Source organism: Paenibacillus shunpengii, assembly GCF_042684905.1.
Classification (GTDB): Bacteria; Bacillota; Bacilli; order Paenibacillales; family Paenibacillaceae; genus Paenibacillus; species Paenibacillus shunpengii.
The window spans coordinates 2357846-2378838 of record NZ_JBHUMJ010000002.1 but is presented as its reverse complement, the minus strand read 5'-3'; the positions used below and the strand labels follow the sequence as shown (position 1 = coordinate 2378838).

Sequence of the window (20993 nt, the reverse complement as noted above, 5' to 3'; positions counted from 1 at the left end):
AGTCTGGTTGCGGATTTCTCCAGTTCGCCAAGTGGGGTCAGGTTGCCTCTCTAGAACATAGCTAATATCGGATACGATAAAATCATACATCAACAAATAACCCCTTTGTCCACTTGTTCATATTACTCATTATAACATTCCTTGGACAGAAACGAACATAAGCGAATCGGATAAAAAGAACCTTGTAATGTGCATGGATGAAAAGGCTTTCTCTGCTTATGATTTTTAATAAGTGATCAACTCCTTAATATGAGATATGGAGGCATGGCTATGAATTTGGATGAATTAACAGCATCAAAGGAGCAGCATCAAATCGTTAAACTGCCTATAACAGATAAGCTATGCGATCGGTATTGTCGGACGGTTCGGATGCTGGAAGAGATCGTAGAAAATCAGCAGTATGATCTGGAGAGAATGATCAGCGATACGATGCCAATGGAAAAAGCAGAAGAGGCTATTCAGAAGATGATCCGCGGAGAGAATCTTGGGAAGATACTGTTAACTTACTAATTGATGAAAGGGGTATTGCGAATTGAGATCCTTGCAGAATAAAGTAGCCATTGTTAAAGGGGCAACAGGAGGTTTGGGTACGATATTGACGGAGGAACTAGCCTCCCAAGGTATGAAAATGGTATTGGCCTCCACTAATCCTAAAAAGTTAAATCTAATGAAAGAAAAATATGAATCCGAGGGAGCTTCGATCACTGTATCAACCGTAGATGTCACTAACGAGGAAGAAGTAAAAACATTGTTTCATCTTGCACAACAAACATACGGACAAGCGGATATCCTGGTCAATCTGGCTGGACTACCGTCACCTATGAGAATAATGAATTTGCAAAAGAGCATGTAATGGTCTATGCCTTCGCGATGGACGATATTGATACTATCACTGGCTGGCATATCTATAATACGGCTCCCAACGTGTATTTTGCTGAACCACCGAGCAAGGATGGGGGCCTTTCCGTAGAACTGGAACCAGATGGGGGACTTATTATACAGGATTACGGTACAGGACGAGTCTACGGACTTCGTGATGGCGAAATCGTGTTGAAAGATGATACACATCGTTCACAATGATTGGGAGATCAAGGAACAATGAAAAGCAAATTCCTATAAGGAGGTCTGAAATGTGAATAACCTGCCTCATGTATGCAATTTTACAGAAGTATGCAATTATATCCGACGCTATTCACCAGATTACATTCAGAGAACGATGCACTCCGCCGATATGGCTCTACAAGGAAAGCTGATTTTGTCAGGCACGCGCGGACAATGGCTTGTGGTAGGAAACCCTCCCGAATGGCATGACAACAAAGTGAATAACAACGGTTATATATGGATGTTAAATCGGATGAATCATTGGTTGATTTTAACTTATGCTTATCTGTTCTCTAATCAACGAAAGTATATTGATCGCGTACTCCTGGAGCTTCTGGATTGGATCGAATCATGCCCGGCTCCTGCCCTGACGGTAGATGTAAAGGAAGCCCAACGAGTTTATGGTTCAGTCGATCCCTGGCGCCAGCTTGAAGTCGGTGAACGGGTGGGGAATGTTTGGCCCTTCGTGATTAGGGTGATGGACCAAATTCCCGGCATGCTGGATTCTGCTCGTCCAACGATCCTTAAATCCATACTAGACCACGGGCGAATTCTACGTGAGGTTTGTCCGAAGTTTTGGCCCAATGCTGACCATAATTACTACCTAACCGAGATGTGGGGGTTGTACTCCATCGCACTGAACTTTCCGGCTCTTGAGGAGTCGGCGGAGTGGGGGGCATTCGCTCAACAGGAGCTTGAGCGTTGTATGTCCTCTCAGTTCTCTAAACAGGGGGGCCAATTGGAAGGCTGTCCAAGTTATCATAACTTCACCACGATTTACATGGGCAAGGTCGCTTTGCTGGCTCGTAAGAACGGAATTTCCCTCTCAGAAGCCTTTGTAGAAAGATTCCGTCAAGCAATGAATTACTGCATACAGACATGCCGGCCTACCGGCCAGGTCGTGCCTTGGGGTGATTCCGATGCAGATTACAAGGCAGCGGTAACGCTATCTCTAGGTGCTCTATTCTTGGGGGAGAACAATCTAGTGCGTCTTCTTCAATCTTTAATGGGTGAGCAGAAGTTTGTCAATGCGATTATACCTCTCTTATTTGATTACCCCGAGTTATTAAGCTTGACGGGGTTGCTAAATAGCTTGAATGTACCGGCAGCAGAGGAATTGGATGAACCTCCGCGTGTCTTTTGGGACAAAGAGCTGGATCAGGTCTCGATTCGCTCTGATTGGTCCAGGCAGGCATTTAGCGTGTTTTTCGTATGCCGCACTCCGGTGTATAACGGACATGCGCATATTGATCCATCGTCGTTTGATTTTACGGCATGGGGCCAACCGTTGGTGGTAGATCCAGGACGTTATAATTATTGGTGGCTGGAAGAACGCCGCAAGTTCAAGTCGGCTGCCTGGCATAATACCCTAACGATTAATGGTAAGGATCCTTTCGAATACCTCTCCTCTTGGGAGTATGGCCCCCAAAAGCAAGGGAAGATCGAGTATGTCGTTGATAGCGGAGATTGGATCCGGGCATCGGCCGTTCATCATAATTACGAACCTATAATCCATCGCAGGGACTTAGTTATGTTTACCGGTCAATTTTTGCTTGTCTTGGACGAAGTTTCAGGACTCACTGAGCAGGATACTGTTCAGTTGAACTGGCACCTGGATGCCGTTCAGTCCCATTGGAATGAGGATCGGCAGATTGCATACACACAGAGTAATGAAGTAAACGTAGCGGTATGGACTGCTGGAAGAAAAGTATATGGCGAACGAAAAGAAGCGAGCATTTCCGATAAGATGGACCATCTTAGACCCTCCACACGTGTTATCATGTCGGATTATGGGGGTATGGCCGGTGTCAGGAGATATGCTACGGTACTTTTCCCTTTCCGTGGTAAATTTCAGCAAGATCAACTCAGATCACTCGAAGTTTATGAAAAAAATGGACAAGCCTTTTGTCAAATGAAGTTGGATCATTCAAGCTATGAGGTTGTCTTCAAATATTATGGCAAACAGGAGGGCGAAGCATGAGTGAAGGGGAGTCCTATCATTAATGAGATGCCGCCCATCCGATCGGGTTCTAGAATAAAAACCCCGAATACTGAAGAAAAACTCTTCTTATTATGACACACCAGGTAAAGTATAGAAAACAATGCTATTCCTTTAGGGATAGCGGTGTTTTCTGTGGGAGTTTGATAATCTCCGGATAACTAGCAGCAAATAACTCCATGTGATCATGCCAAATAACTTTTAGACTTCGGTTTGCCTACAATAAAGAATTACATTACTAAGAAAACATAATTAATATTAAATCTATCTTCTATAACTAGGCCAATGGCACATGTTAGATTGAATGTAGATTAGCCATACTTTCGTACATCTAACTAAACCCATGGTCACGAATTCCAGTGATCCTCTTAGTTTTCTTGTAAACGCTTAACCTATGATGATTCTGAAAGGATCTAGATTTGCAGGGTGTAGTAAAGGGGGATAGTAGTATTCGGAGCAATTACCACAGACGATTAGTCGTGCAATAAACAATCGAAGGAGGATGAAATCATTGAAATTCTTTAAAAAAATGAATGTCTGGGTGTCAGAGATTGGATTGGAAAAACAATCAAGCTCCGCTTTCGGTATCCATCGATTATCAACCGACACCAGAGCAATTAAAGAAACCTGAACACATCAAGGTTTATTATATGGATGGGGATGGCAAGGTTATTAAGGAAACCGCCGGGAAATACGATGCTGCAACAGGTAAGCTGACCTTTACCCTGACTACAATGTAATGTAAGTAATAGGCTCCGCATTAGAAATGAAAGATAGTCGCGCGGACCGGGGAGTAATGAGGTTGTTATTCCCCGGTTCTTGTTCATGGTAAATTGTAAGCGATATCAATAATGTTTTATAATTGGAGGAAATTATGATGGATTTAGGATTTGGGAGTCGTACATCAAGATGGCTAATGAGTTTGTTCTTATTTCTGCTGGCAGCCTGCTCCTTGATTGTTTTTGCAAACTCAGCACATGCCGCTTCGCAAACGTATTACGTCGATATCGATACAGGTGTGGACGGCAGTGGTTACGGAACTTCCCCTGAAAAACCGTTCAAAAACATTCAATATGCAGCCAATCAAACCAATCCAGGCGATACAGTCTATGTCATGGATGGAACCTACTACAAGACCGATGATCAGGCCGTATTCCAAGTTAATCGCTCCGGGAATTCCAGCTCAACGGGTGGTTACATCAGCTACCTGGCTTATCCGGGACATCATCCTAAACTCAAGGCCATTGATGCTTGGAATCACATCGTCGTAAACGCCTCCTACATCAAAATTGAAGGGTTCGAAATCGAAGGGGACAACGCCAACCTGACATTAAGCGATGGCGAAGCGAGATATAACCATTTTATACAAAATAAACCGACCAATACCATTGATTGGGCTTATGTCCGCAAAACCCAAACGAATGGTATTTATATTAGACCCGAAGAGGGGAGCACCTCGTATCCTCATCACATTATTGTGAAAAACAATATCGTTCATGATGTACCTGGCGGAGGGATCAGTGCATCGGATGCTGATTATATAACCATCGAGAACAATACCATCTATAACAACTCTTGGTATACGTTCTATGCGACCAGCGGCATTTCGATCCTTACCCCTAAGAATATCGATTCGAATACAACAAGCTATAAAAACGTGATTCGCAATAATCGGGTGTATAATAATAAAACGTTGGTTAAATGGGAAAAAACGCAAGATTATTCGGATGGTAACGGAATTATTATCGACAGTACCATGAATGATCCTGCCTATACAGGAAAGACCCTAGTGACCAATAATCTATCTTATAATAACGGGGGTAGCGGTATTCATTCGTATAAAAGTGCGAACGTAGATATCATCAACAACACTGCCTACAACAATTCTTCCCAATTGAACTACGGGGAAATTTTCGCCCAATCTTCCAATAATGTCAATATACTTAATAATATTATGGTTGCCAGAACAGGGAGGAATATCAATACGAACTATAGCAATACGAACGTTACCAATAACTATAATGTTTACCATAATGGAAACCCTGTGGTAAGCGGGCCGAATGACATTTGGGGCGATCCTCTCTTTGTAAATCCTGCCGGAGGAGACTTCCATGTAATCATCGGATCCAAGGCGATCGATACTGGAACTAACAGCTTGGCGCCGAACAACGACTTCAGCTATAACCCAAGGCCAAGAGGTTCAGCGTTTGACCGAGGAGCCTATGAGAACCAAAACTTGATCGGCAATCCAAGCTTTGAGTGGGGCAGTCTAGGTGGAGGTTGGACCAAGGAGCAAAACACTGAAGGCATCACCATCCAAAATACGGGAGCGTACTCTGGAACCTATAAGGCTGCCTTCAGTACGAAAGACGCTACCAAGATGTCCCAGACTTTAACAGCACCAACGACGAAAACCTACACCATAACCGCATATATCAATACAAATATTGCAAGCAATGTGAAACTCGGGGCGGATGTTGCCGGAGTGAACAAAGCACAGCAGAGTGTCGTATCAGGGGGTTATAAGAAAGTGACACTCACCGTGAGTGCCACTGCAGGGGAATCGATCAAGGTGTGGATCAGCGCACCGCAAACCGCCAACGGCTGGGTAGCTATTGATGATGTTTCTGCAGAGTAATTAAATATTTGACTTGTATCAAGTAAAACAAAAACAAATTACAAGGAGCGATTCCGCTTTCACAGCTTTATAAGCCATAATGAGTTATATTAATTATAAACCAAAGCTATCCCTTGAGGGGGATGGCTTTGTGTCTTTTCAGCAACCAAACCACAACATTGACTTCCATTTGGTTAGGGGTGGAGGTCGACCTTTCTGACGCAACAGGTCGAGGGAGCAAACCCTGGACCAATTTTCGACTTCAGGGGGGCGGAATACTGCTAACTTGCGAAATAGTGACCAAATTTGTTCTAGTCGAGCTAATCGATGTATGCATGTGAATAAATATGCAAATGAGGCATTGCGCGAATTCTCACTAATACTGAAAATAAGCATTATATCCGGCGTTTACTAAAGGAACCCTTCTCATTATATATGAAAAAGCGCCTTGATCTATCAACATTTTTTCGTTGGTTTTTCTCACTAAATATGACAACACACAGGACATCGGTACCGAAGAGATTGGACATGTTGAAATGCTCTTGTGCATTGATCAGTCAGCTGCTTGACGGCACATCTCCAGAAGAACAGGATGAGGCTGCAAAAGATCCAGTGACCGCAGCGATTATGGGCGGGGTTAACCCGCAGCATTTACATCATGAGTATGTTAAATATGCTAGTTCATGGCAGGATCGTGTGATCATCTTGATCGTACTGTTCCCTTGCAATTCAACTACAAGAAGGTGATCGGTTATTTCATCGGTTTCTATATTTCGTTTTTGAATGCGAGAGTTCAGCGCAGATTAGCTGAGGGTCCCAGCACCCCATTTCAGGATCGAATGGGAAATATGGGTGTTATCTCTTTATTCGTGCTGATGTTCTTGATCGCAGGGCCTTTTTTCCCGAGCTTGGATCGGCGGATGATCTGGCTGGGTACATTTCTGGCAACAGGTATTCATTTCTTCCTGTTTTATTATGTCCACGGTAAGTCGATGCTTGTCATCGGTTCGATGGGCACCGTGATTGCAATAGCGGGGATGGTTCTCGAATCGATACCTTTTTTCTACTTTGGAATGGCAGATGGCCTCGCCAAGCTAGGAGTAGGACTATATCTATTATTCTATTCCAAGCCAAGCCGTCAGAGCAGGGCACATCAGCTTTCAGCATAAAAAAACTAGCAGCATTTAGGATTATAGTATTGGAGACATAAGTAGTTTCCTTCAAGCAGAAGTACATAGACAGATTAGCCGTCGTCTATTCGTTCCTGATCAGAATCGTTCTACCCTTGATATGATATAATCATGGCAAAGTTCTAGACGAGGAGATGTGAACGGATTGTCTGGCGTTATTAACAAAGTAGTGCAAATCTTGGACCTGTTACTTCCGCAGGGTACTGAAAAAGAGATGAGTGTAACGGAGATCAGTAAAGCGTTGAATATGCCGATACAGAGTGCACATCGATTACTCTCCTCTCTTACTGAGCATGGTTTTGTGTCGCAAAATGAGAAAACGAAACGGTATAAACTGGGCCTGTCTCTGATGAAGTATGGCTTTCTCATGTGGGATAGTTTGATGCTGCGCACGATTGCAAGACCGTTCATGGAGGAGCTATCGAAGCGTACTAAGGAAACCGTATACTTATCCGTTCGTGAGAATGCGGAAGGGATCTACATTGATTCAGTGGACTCACCGCAAGTTCTGAAAATATCGGAACCGATAGGGCTGCGCTTGCCATTATTTATCCGAGCATCGAATAGAGTGATATTAGCCTTCCTAAAGCCTGAGCTGCAGAAGTCACTGCTGGAATCATTTGATTGGGATGACGTCCCATCGTTGAAGCCGCTGTCCCGATCCTATATTGAGCAGGAGCTTATAGCAATTAAACAGCAAGGATATGCAATGACGACGAATGAGGCAACAGAAGGGACCACAGGAATTGGAGTCCCGATCTTTTCCTACGAGAATACAGTTATCGGGTCTTTGAATGTGGCAGGTCCTTCGATTCGTTTCAGTGAAGAGAGTATTGGTAAATATTCAAGTATGGCTCGAAAATATGCAGCCCTTATATCTAACGAGCTTGGGTATCGCGGACGTAACCTTCAATGATCTCCAGGTGAACTGACATCCTATGAAGGATAACCTTTTATTAAAATTGTAGCAGACCCCTGTCATTTTATGACGAGGGTCTTTTTCTGTTCCAGTCATCTCATTATTCGGGATAGATATAAACAATACTCAATATTTCTCAATATTATCTCACTATATGGGATAATAGCGTTGCTATCCTCCCTATTTGAGATACTATAGATTTATTCATATCATTCGAGGTGAGCCTATTGAACATCATTGTTTTCCGTCATTTTTCATTTGATGATCCATCCGTAATCGTGTCGTGGTCCAAACAAGCCGGGCATGATCTTATCCTACATGACCCTGCCAACGGGATACCGCCGGAATGGCTTCATTCATTAGACCTTCTCGTTATTCAGGGGGGACCCATGAGTGTCTACCAGGAAACGGAATACCCTTGGCTTATTCAAGAGAAGCAATTTGTAAGAGATGTCATTGAAGCGGGGAAGAAGGTGCTTGGGATATGCTTGGGAGCACAGATGATCGCAGAAATCTTGGGAGGAACGGTATCTCCGATTGGAGCAAATAAGGAGATTGGATGGCATCAAATCTACAGAAATAAGGAACATCATCCTTGGCTGGCTCAGCTTCCGGATCGTTTTATTTCTTTTTCATGGCATGGTGATACCTTCTCATTGCCTGAAGGTGCCAGACATCTGATGTACTCGGAAGCTTGCGGTCAGCAAGCATTTGCCTATGGTGATCATGTCTTGGCCTTGCAGTTTCACTTAGAGTCAACACCCGATTGCATCGAGGAAATGCTGTCCAGATGGTCACATGAACTGATCGATTTACCATTTATTCAGCAGGATGCAGAAATTCGCGAAGGCATGAATCATAGTGAACCTGCGAACAGGCTGCTGAAGGGAATATTGGCTCAAATTGCGTTGAGCATATCAGAAAGTGCAGATGAAAGCGTGCTTTCATCATAATGACGAAGAAGTCGATTTATGGAGAGGCCTCTTAACCTATGATAAGTGTAGGTTTGGAGGCTTTTTTTGACCCTAAGATAGCAATCATCAGAATCGAGAGTACAACGTATGATATGTAGAGGATAACGTTTAGTGAAGGAGAGCGCTATATCTTATGGATCCACTTTCGAATAATCACTATTCTACGAACGATAAATTAACAGACCATACTTATCAGCAAGCAAATCTAAAAATAACAGGGATGTCGTGTTCCGCATGCTCAGCTCGAATCGAAAAAGGCCTCAGCAAACTTCCCGGAGTGAAGCGAGTAAATGTGAACCTTACTTTAGAATCAGGACATGTTGAGTTCGTATCAGGAACACTACAAGCTTCAGATCTTATCCACCAGATCAGGCAATTGGGATATGAGGCGTATATTCAAACAACAGATGAAGAATCGCTTACCTTGAGAGAACAGGAACTACAACGAAAAAAATGGAAGTGGATCTTGTCAGCGATACTCTCTTTTCCCTTATTGTGGTCTATGGTTTCTCATTTTTCATTTACCTCTGGAATAGGTGTCCCTGACGTGTTATTAATACCTATTGTTCAATGGTTATTGGCAACGCCGGTACAGTTCTATTTTGGCGCGACTTTCTATAAAGGTGCGTATAAAGCGTTGAAAAACCGAAGTGCTAATATGGATGTGCTAGTCGCCCTTGGGACAAGCTCGGCTTATTTTTATAGTGTGTATTTTATTTTGATGACCAGTACCGGGGGGTTACTGGGTCATATTCACCAAGCAGTAGATGGGGCCGGCCAAGCTCCACTCCAGCTTTATTTTGAAACAAGTGCCGTGCTGATTACGTTAATTTTGTTCGGCAAATGGCTGGAGGCTCTGGCTAGAGGAAGAGCTGTAAGGTCCATCCGCAGTTTGATGCAGTTAGCTCCGCAAACGGCAAGAGTCGTTCGAAATGGCAAGATTATTGAAATCCCCTCTGAACGTGTCCATTCCAATGATCTTGTTCATGTAAAGCCAGGCGAGAAGATTCCTGTGGATGGAATCGTGGAAGAGGGAGCTTCCTCGGTAGATGAATCCATGTTAACCGGAGAGAGTCTACCAGTGGACAAGAAGCTTGGCGACACTGTTGCTGGAGCAACACTTAACATCAATGGCCGCCTCGTTATACGTGCGACACAAGTAGGTGCTGACAGCGCCTTGGCAAGGATCATTCATATTGTCGAGCAGGCTCAGGGATCAAAGGCTCCCATCCAGCGTGTTGCAGATACCTTATCAGGAATATTCGTGCCTGTCGTTATTAGTCTGGCTGCTATTACATTTTTATTTTCATTATTATTTGAGAGCTTAGGCAGCTTGAGTACCGCTCTGGAAAAAGCGATTGCTGTACTGGTCATCGCCTGTCCATGCGCACTGGGTCTAGCGACTCCGACATCCATCATGGCTGGCTCGGGTCGTGCCGCTGAATTCGGTATCCTGTTTAAAGGTGGGGAGCACCTTGAGAATGCAGGTTATATTCAGACCGTGATATTAGATAAAACCGGAACCGTCACTCACGGGAAACCGATGCTGACCGATGTAATTACTTCGCAGGGCTGGTCCTCGAACGAAATGTTAAAACGAGTAGGAATTGCAGAGCTCAGCTCGGAGCATCCCATTGCACAAGCCATAACGGAAGGGATAGAGGACAGAGGTATTAAGATGCTGCTTAGACCAGAGCAATTTGAGAATATGCCGGGGTACGGCGTTCGCGCCCGCGGTTACAGCCAGGACATTCTTGTGGGAACGCGGCGGCTGCTCACGGATGCGAAGGTACGGATTCCTGCTGAAGCAGGGGTTCAAATGTCTGAGCTTGAAGGTCAAGGGAAAACGGTGCTGCTCGTGGCAATCAATAATCAATGGGCAGGAATGGTCGCTGTCGCTGATACCGTGAAAGAAACCTCTGCACAGGCCGTCAGCCGTCTTCAAGCAATGGGGATTGAAGTGGTATTAATGACGGGAGACAACGAACGTACGGCTCTGGCTGTTGCGAGTCAGGTAGGGATCTCCAAAGTCATTGCAAATGTCCTTCCCGAGGAGAAAGCGGCAGAAGTAAAGCGACTGCAGCAATTGGGACATAAGGTAGCTATGGTAGGAGACGGGATTAATGATGGGCCTGCACTTGCTGTCTCTGATGTAGGCATATCTGTAGGCACTGGCACGGGAATAGCCGCAGAGGCAGCAGAAGTTATATTGATGCGCGGAGATCTAAATCAAGTTGCTGACGCGATCCAATTAAGTAAAAGCACGATGCGTAATATCAAGCAAAATCTATTTTGGGCACTTGCCTATAATGTAGTGGGCATTCCCATTGCTGCTATAGGTCTCTTAGCACCGTGGCTGGCTGGTGCAGCGATGGCGTTCAGCTCTGTTTCGGTTGTGCTGAATTCCCTGCGTCTCCAGAAATTGAAGCTGTGAAAATGCAGCTGCCTCATTTAAACAACAGTTAGCTGCTCTTTCATTTTAAATAGAAGAAAAGCGATATCGAAGTGCAAATATGGAATGATAAGCCTATATAGAAGTTTATGCAGAGCTGAATACAGAACAAGGGCGGGAGATAGGTCAAAACCTGTTCCGGCCCTTGTTTCCATCGAATTACGGTTCAATGCCCCAGCTAAGCTGATTGTTCAAATATCCAGTAACTTGATTACTATTAACATACTGTGTGCTGGTCGAATCGAAGGAGTAATCGTTTGTTTGCGTGTAGCTGGACCAATTGTTTTTCGAGAAGCGTGTTTGGACTTCTGCACTCTGACCTGGGCTTAATGTTCCAGCCGCACTAGAGAAACTAATTTCCAAGTAATGATCAGCCCCGTTAACCGGAGTCGTCAGTTTAACGAAAGTACTGCTCACATTAGCACTTCCTACGCTGGCCCAATCAGACCAGAAGCTCTGCCCTTGTTCCCCGTCAATGGTGTAGTAATACCGAATCTTGACATCACTCAATGAAATGTCGGAAGTCCCCGAGTTAACTACTTTGAATTTAGGCGAGATTCCGTTGGTAGATGCACTTGTGTTGCCATTATAAGCTTGAATCGCAATGGCCCCGTCAGGGGAGGGAACGGTTACGCCGCTGTCAGCAATATTCACGGTAAGGACGGCTTGACCACCTCCGCTGAATTGGAAGTTGATCGTACTCTGGCCAAGCGGTAGAGTGGACAGATAGGACTTGTTCAAAACGACAGAAGAGCCTGTCACCGTATAATCCTGACCCGATATAAGCGCATAACTACCATTATTAATACTGATGAGCTGCAGTCCATTCAAGGAAAGAGCAATTGTAATATTTTGCTGAAGATTGGCGGCTTTATCGAATGTGGTATTTACGGGTGAGATTGACGCAGCACTCGGTGTTGAATTGACGACCTTAACTTTAAGTGTAGGATCTTGGCCTTGGCTGAAATCAAATGTGAAGGTATGTTCGCCAACTTGCATCTGTGACAAGAATTCTTTTTTGAGTACAAGTGTGTTACCGCTTAAGGTATAGTCCTGGCTCGGGGTGAGTGCCTGAGTACCCACACGGATCGCAGTTAACGTATGGCTGTTTGAATTTAGGGTGATGGTTTGGTCACTCTGATTAGGTGTATACTTGTCGAATTCAATGTTGGAGGGTGATAGGGATGCATTTGGAGTTGGATTATTGGATTGCAGATTCGGAAGCTCATCTAACGTAATGACATAATCACTTTGATATAGAGTTGTCAGTGTGGCAGGATAGTTGAGGGCAGAACTCATCAGATGCTCACCATACCATGGACAGAAGTAGAGCCAGCCGGATTTTTCCTCAACTAAATTCTGTAAGCTCGGAACGGTATCATTCTCGGTCATGGCCACCATCTTTGTTCCATTCGTCAGATCAACCAGCTTATAGAAAATCGAAGTAATGGCGTCCTCGTTCGGAACGCCGGACAATCCGTCATCGCGATTGTAGACCGTATTGTATTTATCGTAGCCTACAAGATCGACCTGATCATCTCCTGGATACCATGCGGGAGAAGTACTGTACACATAGCTGTTATAAGTCCAGATCAAGTTGTGCAAGTCGTACGTTTCAGTTAGTTCGGTATAGAGCAGATCCCATAGATCTTTGTATACTTCTGCACCTGCTGAAGCCCACCAGAACCATGCACCTTCTCCATTCAAGCCCCCGTTTCCTTCGGCCTCATGATAAGGACGGAATAGAACGGGTACATTGTTATCCTGTAAAATTTGCAGCTGCTCCGCCAGATCCTCAATCGTCATCATGACGTATTGATACTCTTTCGTACCAGGTATGACCGCATTTGCTGTATTAAAATTGGTTTCGGATGGCTTATAGGTGGCATCCTTCCAATCTACAACCTGCCCAAGCTGATAGGTCGTGAAATTCTTAGGTACATTGATATGCCAAGCGGCTGTCGCAATACCGCCTCGATTGTTTACCCAGTCGATCATCCGATCAGTCGTGCCGTCTTCCCAGCCGTACAGTGGATTATAGTTCATAAAGTCAAAGCCGCGAATGGCTGGATACTTGCCCGTTAGATCATGGATCCATTCAAATTCGAGCTCATAATCGCCGTCATTACCGCCTCCATAGATCTCCTGCTGACCCGAGATAATATGGTTACCATACACATCTGTTAAATAATTCATAAGAAGCTGAGTCTCAGGTGTCGCTTGAGCATCTGTAAGTACAGGCTGTACTTCCAAGGGATCAAGATCAGCATAATCCACAGTGAAGGAATCAAAATATGCATATCCCCAGCCGGCCTTCAGTTGGACAGTATTGCTGCCTTGATTCAGCTTGAAAAAACCAAAATTGAAATCTGACCATGTTGTTGTGTATGGCAGCATAGAGGAAGCCTTGGTCACACCATTCACGGCCAAGGATTGCATTCTTCCGTCCGGGCTAACCTCCTGCATGTAACGGGTAAAGATTTCATACATACCTGTTTCTGGAACAGTTACGTTGAAGGTAATCGTCCCGGAACTCTGCATCCAGACAAATCCATCACCTGCGTATCCAGGCTTAGGCTGACCATAGATTTCCGTGACCACTTGCAGATCAGAACTGAGCTGAGCATCTTCGCTTTCAATAGTAAAGAGTGTGGCGTCGTCTGCTTGAGCAGGGACTGTCATTAACCCAACGAGCAGAGCAAATGCCAGCAGTATTGCGCTTGACTTTTTGAACAATTGTACCATTACCATCTTCCCTCCATAAAAGATATGTTGAAGAATGGATACTCTGCTCGGTCATGGATGCGCTTTCAAAGTAAACATATCATAATTACCATTAATTGTGAATGTATTGTATTTTTGTTATTTTGAAATTCTCAAATTGCAATTCAATATTCAGAATATTGCAGTAGTCTAAATTCCCGATAATAAGCGAGTATTGAATCATAGAGTCGGGTAATACATACTATGGAATCTAAGTGACTGGTTGAAAGGAGAGCTAAAATTGAAATTGAAAAAGAAGAATCGCTATTGGATAGCTGTTTCCCTCTTCATTCTGGTGATTATGATTTCCGCTTGTTCAGCGGAAATAGAGCCTGAGACGAAACCGGCAACAGGAGTAAGTGAGGATCCATCCTCTGTGCCTCCTTCATCTGAGCAGGAATCTCCGGAAGAGAAGAAGCGGGAAGAGACCAAGAGCTTTGAGATGCTGACATCCGAAGGAAATCAGTCAGTTGAAGGACGCTTGCATTACGCTGAAGGATTTAGTTTGTATGTCTTTGAGAAGTTTACATTTGATGCAGATACCGGCCGCTTGTCTTTGACGAGCAATCCAGATTACTATGTGGACATTAAACCTTTACCAGCTGATTATGATTTAGACCAGCTTAAGGCTGCCGCTAAGGAAGACTTGAGTGAAGCAGGAAAAGTGACTGATTATAGTGGCGAGTTGGTTGAACATCCACTTGGGTTCGCTGAGCTTTACCTTCAATCTTCCGGAGTGGAAGGCATCAGCGATTATATGGTGTGGACATCAGAACAAGGGGATGCTTTTGAATTCCGCCTTCATAATCCGAAGAGTGAGGAGGCTTCCAATTTCGCAGGACCTGTCCTCGTTTCCCTATCGACTGTACAAAAAAATAGGTAGTGTCGTCATTTACTTCAGAGTCGCATCCTTCGTGCGGCTTTTTTTGTGGTGCTTTGGTGACCTTGAACCTGTCTAACTCCGCATATGCCCAGACCAGATGCTGATCTTATTCATACATTAAATGGTGTCTGCCTACGAAGTTGAAAATAAAGGAGCAGGATCATGGATGAGTTCAAAAATTAAGCTCACAGGGCAAGTTATTTTTAAGGGAGACCCAGGTTACGAAGTTGCTCGTAAGAATTGGGACCCGCATACGGATCGATTTCCTAAGGTCTTCGTCTTTGCTCAAAAAACACAGGATGTGGCCAACGCTATTCGATGGGCACGTCAAAATCATGTTCCACTTCGCCCTAGAAGTGGAAGACATGCACTAGAAGGCAATCTTTCACAGATCAATGACGGCATTGTCATCGACGTAAGTGAGATGAAGAAGATTTCCTTGGATAAGAAGAATGGAACGGTCATCGTTGAGACAGGTAATCAGGTAGGAAGAATTGTGGATACGCTCGCGCGGCAAGGGTATATGGCTCCATTCGGCGATAGCCCAACGGTGGGGATCGGAGGTATAACGCCAGGAGGGGGAATTGGACCTCTGCAGCGGACAACAGGCCTCATCTGCGACAATCTCATCGGACTTGAAATGGTTGACGCGAAGGGACGAGTTATTCGAGCAAATCACAAACAAAATTCGGATCTACTGTGGGCTTCCCGTGGCGGAGGCGGAGGGAATTTCGGCATATATACTAAATATAAATTTAAAGTGCTGCGTGCCCCAGCCAAAGCTACCGTATTTAGCATCACATGGCCTTGGGAGCAATTCGAGAAAGTCGTGAAGAAATGGCAGGTATGGGCTCCTAATGCCAGCAGTAAATTAGGCAGTGAGTTAAGCGTCGGTCCCAAAAAAGGTGGAAATGTCAGCATGTTAGGGATCTATCTTGGTTCGAAGATCAATGCGCTTCACCAGCTGAAACCCATTCTTAGCGTTGGCACACCGACTCAAAAAGTTATCCGTTACCTGCCTTATACGGAAGCTACAAAATTCATGCTTGCCCCTGATCCGGTGCTTACTCAAAGATACAGTAATCAGTTTTCCAGTGGTTTCGGAAGACAGCCTTTCCCTGATAAAGCCTATAAAGTAATGCGCGAATTTCTAGAGAAAGCTGAGGGAGGGACACCGGCAGGCTTCTTTTTCCTGAACTGGGGCGGGGCCGTAAGCAGAGTAGCTCCTCAAGCGACGGCTTTCTACTGGAGAAAAGCTAAGTATTACGTGGAATGGAACAGCTCATGGGTTAACCCATCCCATGCAGCCAGAAATATTGCCTTGGCCCGGAACACAAGGAAGAAATTAAAGCCTTATATTGTAGGTTCTTATATCAATGTTCCAGACCAAGGGATTAAATATCCAGGACCCGTCTATTACGGGAAGAACTATGCTAGATTGAAGAAAATTAAAGCGAAATACGATCCGAAAAATGTATTTAACAATCCGCAGAGTATTCCTCCAGCTTAAAGAACAGAGAGCCGCTGATCCCATCGGATCAGCGGCTTAATTTATCATGCGATAGTTGATTGATGTGCATAGCTTAGGGCTGAAACAGCCAGCGGTGCGCATCCGGGAATAACAGACTCCAGGTAGATTCATGATGTGTTCCTTCAGGAACGGCATCAAATCGGACCCGGTCCTCCGGAACTCCTGCGGCAATCAGCGTCTGACGGGCAAGTTCAACATGCTCGTAAGCGGTCTTATTAAATTCGGGATTATCAGTTTCTAGTTCTCCAATGCTAAGGTAGACCCGCAGACTAGGGGAAAGCACGGAGTTCTGTATTAATTGAATCATTGCACCGTTATCGTGCCACATAACGAAGGAAATCCCGCCTACACGGCTGAATTGTTCTGGATAGCGAATGGCCGTATACAATGCGATATAGGCGCCAAAAGAACTCCCGGCAATCGTCGTATGCTCTGGTTCAGGGCGTGTCCGAAAGTGCTTGTCGATATAAGGCTTGAGCGTCTCCGCCAGGAAAGCAGCGTATGCCTCACCCTTGCCGCCGAAACCATACTCTTCGTTAACTATAAAATTATATTCATGGTTACGTTCCTTGCCCCCGTGGTCAATCGCGACCACGATAGCCTCTAGAGAAGGATCCTCAGTCCCCATCTGTGAAAGGGCTTCATCTACACCCCACTCGGTGCCCCAGGATGTCGCTTGATCAAATACATTCTGTCCATCTTGCATATAAATGACCGGATATCTGCGTTCTCCAATGTTATAGCTGCCAGGCAGATATATCCAGATTCTGCGCTCGATTTGCAGCTGAATTATCGGAAATGCGTTGAATATTCGGACATCCCCCGTTATAGTATGCGTGCCCTCGTTAGTAAGAACATCTCTCCAAGGTAAAGGATCACTAATCTTCATCCTCATTCTCCTAGTACTCATATTTACTAGAATCTTATCGTGCGCTACTAATGAATGCAATACAGTATGAATTTTAGATCGTTTATTGACAATGTTAAGAAGTAGTTATAGTATCTAATTAATTGAAAATTCGATCGAGGAAGCACCTCGCACTTACTTTGTTAAGTGTGGGGTGCTTTTTTTGCAATGAAATCAGACAGCGTCATCTAACGCGATGAACCTGGGTTTGTACAAACATATATTGAGGAGGTTGAACTAAATGTTACTTAAAATATGGAGAACGAAAATATTCTGTATGCTGCTGCTCACATTATTTGCCGCAACGGCTTCTGCTGCAGATTTTAATTTGTCGATGAACATCACAGACAAGAAGGCTAAGACATTAGCGGGTGGCTTTCATGCGCAGGTGCAACCAGGGTCTAAGCAAACATTTACAGTTACTGTCACGAATCACAGCAAAGATCGTCAGTCCGAATTTTATCTATATCCTGCGGATGCTGTTCCTAAATTAAATGGAGGTAAGGATTTTACTAATTATGGAGAAGAATTAACAGGGCCAGGTAAATGGATAAAGACAAAGCCCTTAAGGGTAACCCTTCCGCCTTTAGAATCTCAGAATTACTCTTTTGACGTTGAATTTCCTGAGCACTTGAGCTACGGCCAATATATTTCTTATATTGCACTACAAGAATACCCGGAGGCTGTGAGAGCAGATACTCAACAAGAAGTGAATTTTCAAACGGAAGCATTAACCAAAATCGGAATACAGATAATTGCTGATTATAACCCAGGTCAAGCACGTACCCAATTTTCATTTTCTGATATTAAATATGAATACTTACATAACGGCTTATTAAGCGTATCTCCATATATTAAAAATGAGGGGACTATACTCGGTAAGCCTGAAATTGAGATACAAATGGTTGATACCGACACGAATACAAGCCTCTATAAGAACAAACTGAGTATGGAATCTGTCTATGGAGGCACAGAGGCGGAATCAAAATTTATATTAGAAGGGCTGCACCTTGAACAAGGGGGTTATAAAGCGGTATTAACAGGACAGTGGAAGGATGAAGTATTTACGAAGGAATATGAATTTGTTCTAAACCGGGCGGAAGCTGCTAAATCCAAGCAATCTCTTGCTGATCATCATCTGGCTAAGGTGCTGCCTCAGAATAATAATGGAGGGATCTCCTTCCTAATGATCTGGTGTTTGCTTGCTATCATCTTCTTGTTACTGAGCCTGCTTATACGGATGAGATTCAAGAAGAACGATGAAAGGAGGGATTAAAGTGTAACATCCGAGGGAGGTACAGAAGCAACGAAACACTAAAGGAGAGATTATAAAATGTCAATCATGAAGAAGTTAGAGACAGCTCTACTCGGCTTAGTATTCATCATGTCAGTCCCACTGACAGCCGCAGCTGAAGAGTTAGATGTACAAAATCCGGAGAGTCAGTTTAGCTTAATCGGAGGTCAGCTCACATTCTCGGCAGATCCAATCATTTTTGCCGCCAAGGAAATCAACAACAAGGACTGGAAGGGAGCAACGGTAACCAGCAATATTCTTCTCACAGACAATACAGGCCGAGGGGACGGATGGACCATTACTCTAGCTGCATCAGATTTTGTAAGCCAGCCGCTTACGGATCCCACATCCGGAGGAAATGGGACATATACACTGTCCTATCCTGCCTCAAATGTTGAAGTTAGATCCGGACAGATTTATGTGAATACGGGGCAGCAAGTAGATACTACGTATGGTCCCTTATCCAAGAGCTTCTATCTATCATCTACACCACAAACCATTTTCAGTGCTGATCCAGGTTACGGTATGGGAGATTATCAAGTTAGTCCAACTTTTTGGATAAATACGCCAAAAACCGTTAACGTCAGTGAGCTTCATGGCACAGGATCTTCTTATGCGATCGGGGATACGGTGGGAGCAGTGGCAACTACATATACAAGTGTGTTAACGTACACACTGGCAAGCGGAATTTAACGAACAGAACTTAGTCAAAGCTTGAACGAAAAGAAAAAGATGCCTGCAGAAGCAGGTGTCTTTTTTAGCAAAAGAGCATTTTAAGATTGCTGCTGAATTGCCTACCTTCATATACATCCAGAGACCGATTTATAATTGGAGCTGTATGGTATACTCACAGAAAATGAGTACTGCACTTGCTTTCTATAACGGTTATGAGGGAAGGGAATATGTGCGATATGATAGGTAAACTTGGTAAGAAGATAGGGGAAGGTGGATGTGCAGAGGTTTTTGAATGGGAGGATGACAACAAGGTTATTAAGTTAGCTAAACCCAATACAAGTGTCACTGCACTAAGACGTGAATTTCATCATTGTCAAATTGCATGGGATTGCGGTCTTCCCGTTCCTAAACCAGTTGAGTTGATTAATGTTGATGGCCGTTCAGGGGTTGTATTTGAAAGAATTTATGGAGAATCCATTATGGAGCGTTTTATTAATAGAACTACAGAAGTCGCTGAAAGTAATGAATTGACACAGAAGATTGAAGATTATATTGACGCGAAGATGACGGCGCGACTTCTTTTTCAGATCCATTCTCATTCAGTTTTAAGCCTGCCGTGTCAGCGGGAAAACATCAAGAATGACATATTATATTCACAACACTTAACTGAACACGAAAAAAAGTCTGTTATCCATCACTTGGATCAATTACCGATGAAACAGCAGCTATGTCATGGAGACCCTAATCCAGGAAATATACTTTTTAGAGGAAACGAAGCCGTAATTATAGATTGGAACAATGCATCGATTGGGAACCCTGAAGCAGATTTGGCCGAATATATCATCATGATCAGATATGCCATATTACCTCCGAATCTTTCCAAACACACCAAGAATGCTTTAGATAAAACTCGTGAATCCAGTATTCGTGTATTTATAGATGAGTACGAGAGACTGTCGGGTATTGGTTATGCTGAAGTCGAGTCCTGGATCGTCCCTATGGCTGCGCGGAAATTGGCTGCTGATGGAATTACAGAAGAAGAAAAGTCCTTATTGGTCACAGAGATTCGAAGATCGCTAAATAAGAGCATGTGAATAATTGTAGTGAGAAGGACCATTCTTATTTATGTTCAAATATTAAGCTGTTAAAGGAGGTCTTAGCTTGATTATACGTATATTAGAAGAGAATGACGCTAAGGCATATCAGGAGCTCCGGTTAAAGGCACTGCAAACCAATCCGGAAGCATTCGGATCAACTTATGAGCAAGAATTGAATTATTCTGCCGAGCAGGTAGCCCAGCGTATTTCTTCAACAAATACCAAGTTTACACTCGGTGCATTTATAGAAGATAAATTGATAGCTATTGTGACGTTCATACGCGATGGCAACTTGAAGACAGCACACAAAGGAAATATTTATGGGATGTATGTATCATCAGAACATCGCGGAATGGGCGTTGGCAAAAGGCTGCTCAAAGAGCTGATTGTATTTGCAGGGAAGCTAGAAGGATTGGAGCAAATGAATTTAACTGTTGTTTCAGATAATATCGCTGCCAAAAAGCTATACGAGGAGCTAGGCTTTACTATATTCGGCACCGAGAAAAGAGCATTAAAATATTCGGGAGTTTATTATGATGAAGATTTGATGGTGTTGGAGTTTAATAATTTGAGAGGCGGGTAATCAAATAA

At 43.9% G+C, this 20993-nt stretch carries 18 protein-coding genes and 1 pseudogene; 17 read left to right on the top strand and 2 right to left on the bottom strand.

Annotation, left to right across the window (positions count from 1 at the left end):
• The first annotated feature begins 270 nt into the window (after positions 1 to 270).
• From ACFSVM_RS11125 to ACFSVM_RS11075, 11 genes and pseudogenes are all read left to right on the top strand, one after another.
• Positions 271 to 510: a hypothetical protein gene (locus ACFSVM_RS11125; protein ID WP_379262140.1), complete on the top strand. Its 240-nt coding sequence runs from the start codon at positions 271 to 273 to the stop codon at positions 508 to 510.
• A gap of 22 nt (positions 511 to 532) precedes the next feature.
• A complete protein-coding gene (locus ACFSVM_RS11120; protein ID WP_379262138.1) occupies positions 533 to 853 on the top strand; it encodes an SDR family NAD(P)-dependent oxidoreductase in 321 nt (106 codons plus the stop codon).
• Positions 853 to 1080 carry a hypothetical protein gene (locus tag ACFSVM_RS11115; RefSeq protein WP_379262136.1) on the top strand — a complete coding sequence of 76 codons (228 nt, stop codon included), beginning with the start codon at positions 853 to 855 and terminating at the stop codon, positions 1078 to 1080. Before ACFSVM_RS11120 ends, ACFSVM_RS11115 begins: the two co-directional genes overlap by 1 nt.
• A gap of 52 nt (positions 1081 to 1132) precedes the next feature.
• On the top strand, positions 1133 to 3082 hold the full coding sequence (locus ACFSVM_RS11110; protein ID WP_379262134.1) for an alginate lyase family protein: 1950 nt from the start codon (positions 1133 to 1135) through the stop codon (positions 3080 to 3082).
• Between the two features lie 569 nt (positions 3083 to 3651).
• Complete coding sequence (locus tag ACFSVM_RS11105) at positions 3652 to 3840, top strand: hypothetical protein (protein ID WP_143757750.1); 189 nt, start codon at positions 3652 to 3654, stop codon at positions 3838 to 3840.
• A 134-nt stretch (positions 3841 to 3974) separates the two neighbouring features.
• Complete coding sequence (locus ACFSVM_RS11100; RefSeq protein ID WP_379262132.1) at positions 3975 to 5738, top strand: right-handed parallel beta-helix repeat-containing protein; 1764 nt, start codon at positions 3975 to 3977, stop codon at positions 5736 to 5738.
• Between the two features lie 470 nt (positions 5739 to 6208).
• Positions 6209 to 6371: pseudogene (locus ACFSVM_RS11095) on the top strand (manganese catalase family protein); the annotation flags it as partial.
• Between the two features lie 68 nt (positions 6372 to 6439).
• Positions 6440 to 6886: a DUF6609 family protein gene (locus tag ACFSVM_RS11090; protein WP_379262130.1), complete on the top strand. Its 447-nt coding sequence runs from the start codon at positions 6440 to 6442 to the stop codon at positions 6884 to 6886.
• 157 nt (positions 6887 to 7043) lie between these two features.
• Positions 7044 to 7823 carry an IclR family transcriptional regulator gene (locus ACFSVM_RS11085; RefSeq protein ID WP_379262128.1) on the top strand — a complete coding sequence of 260 codons (780 nt, stop codon included), beginning with the start codon at positions 7044 to 7046 and terminating at the stop codon, positions 7821 to 7823.
• 221 nt (positions 7824 to 8044) lie between these two features.
• On the top strand, positions 8045 to 8779 hold the full coding sequence (locus ACFSVM_RS11080) for a type 1 glutamine amidotransferase (RefSeq protein ID WP_379262126.1): 735 nt from the start codon (positions 8045 to 8047) through the stop codon (positions 8777 to 8779).
• A gap of 154 nt (positions 8780 to 8933) precedes the next feature.
• Positions 8934 to 11234: a heavy metal translocating P-type ATPase gene (locus ACFSVM_RS11075; RefSeq protein ID WP_379262124.1), complete on the top strand. Its 2301-nt coding sequence runs from the start codon at positions 8934 to 8936 to the stop codon at positions 11232 to 11234.
• Between the two features lie 177 nt (positions 11235 to 11411).
• Here ACFSVM_RS11075 and ACFSVM_RS11070 read toward each other — a convergent pair whose 3' ends face one another.
• Positions 11412 to 13997 carry a glycosyl hydrolase gene (locus tag ACFSVM_RS11070; protein WP_379262122.1) on the bottom strand — a complete coding sequence of 862 codons (2586 nt, stop codon included), beginning with the start codon at positions 13995 to 13997 and terminating at the stop codon, positions 11412 to 11414.
• Between the two features lie 259 nt (positions 13998 to 14256).
• Between ACFSVM_RS11070 and ACFSVM_RS11065 the strand changes: the two genes are divergently transcribed.
• Positions 14257 to 14898, top strand: a complete 642-nt coding sequence (locus tag ACFSVM_RS11065; protein ID WP_379262120.1) for a hypothetical protein — start codon at positions 14257 to 14259, stop codon at positions 14896 to 14898.
• A 166-nt stretch (positions 14899 to 15064) separates the two neighbouring features.
• Positions 15065 to 16408: an FAD-binding oxidoreductase gene (locus tag ACFSVM_RS11060; protein ID WP_379262118.1), complete on the top strand. Its 1344-nt coding sequence runs from the start codon at positions 15065 to 15067 to the stop codon at positions 16406 to 16408.
• Positions 16409 to 16481: 73 nt separating this feature from the next.
• On the opposite strand, the gene ACFSVM_RS11055 is transcribed toward ACFSVM_RS11060, so the two are convergent.
• Positions 16482 to 17318: an alpha/beta hydrolase gene (locus ACFSVM_RS11055; RefSeq protein WP_379262116.1), complete on the bottom strand. Its 837-nt coding sequence runs from the start codon at positions 17316 to 17318 to the stop codon at positions 16482 to 16484.
• 259 nt (positions 17319 to 17577) lie between these two features.
• Here ACFSVM_RS11055 and ACFSVM_RS11050 point away from each other — a divergent pair, with 259 nt between their 5' ends.
• From ACFSVM_RS11050 to ACFSVM_RS11035, 4 genes are all read left to right on the top strand, one after another.
• The gene (locus ACFSVM_RS11050) at positions 17578 to 18612 is read left to right on the top strand and encodes a WxL protein peptidoglycan domain-containing protein (protein ID WP_076313884.1); all 1035 of its coding nucleotides are present in this window, start codon (positions 17578 to 17580) and stop codon (positions 18610 to 18612) included.
• Between the two features lie 57 nt (positions 18613 to 18669).
• Entirely contained in the window at positions 18670 to 19323 is a 654-nt protein-coding gene (locus ACFSVM_RS11045) for a hypothetical protein (RefSeq protein WP_076313885.1), read from the top strand.
• A 209-nt stretch (positions 19324 to 19532) separates the two neighbouring features.
• Complete coding sequence (locus tag ACFSVM_RS11040) at positions 19533 to 20399, top strand: aminoglycoside phosphotransferase family protein (RefSeq protein ID WP_379262113.1); 867 nt, start codon at positions 19533 to 19535, stop codon at positions 20397 to 20399.
• A gap of 67 nt (positions 20400 to 20466) precedes the next feature.
• A complete protein-coding gene (locus ACFSVM_RS11035; protein ID WP_076313886.1) occupies positions 20467 to 20985 on the top strand; it encodes a GNAT family N-acetyltransferase in 519 nt (172 codons plus the stop codon).
• Positions 20986 to 20993: the final 8 nt, after the last annotated feature.

Coding starts and splice junctions, on each gene's coding strand:
- ACFSVM_RS11115 (WP_379262136.1), top strand. CDS start 853: ATGGTCTATGCCTTCGCGATGGACGATATTGATACTATCACTGGCTGG.
- ACFSVM_RS11125 (WP_379262140.1), top strand. CDS start 271: ATGAATTTGGATGAATTAACAGCATCAAAGGAGCAGCATCAAATCGTT.
- ACFSVM_RS11060 (WP_379262118.1), top strand. CDS start 15,065: ATGAGTTCAAAAATTAAGCTCACAGGGCAAGTTATTTTTAAGGGAGAC.
- ACFSVM_RS11050 (WP_076313884.1), top strand. CDS start 17,578: ATGTTACTTAAAATATGGAGAACGAAAATATTCTGTATGCTGCTGCTC.
- ACFSVM_RS11100 (WP_379262132.1), top strand. CDS start 3,975: ATGATGGATTTAGGATTTGGGAGTCGTACATCAAGATGGCTAATGAGT.
- ACFSVM_RS11075 (WP_379262124.1), top strand. CDS start 8,934: ATGGATCCACTTTCGAATAATCACTATTCTACGAACGATAAATTAACA.
- ACFSVM_RS11055 (WP_379262116.1), bottom strand. CDS start 17,318: ATGAAGATTAGTGATCCTTTACCTTGGAGAGATGTTCTTACTAACGAG.
- ACFSVM_RS11045 (WP_076313885.1), top strand. CDS start 18,670: ATGTCAATCATGAAGAAGTTAGAGACAGCTCTACTCGGCTTAGTATTC.
- ACFSVM_RS11070 (WP_379262122.1), bottom strand. CDS start 13,997: ATGGTACAATTGTTCAAAAAGTCAAGCGCAATACTGCTGGCATTTGCT.
- ACFSVM_RS11040 (WP_379262113.1), top strand. CDS start 19,533: ATGTGCGATATGATAGGTAAACTTGGTAAGAAGATAGGGGAAGGTGGA.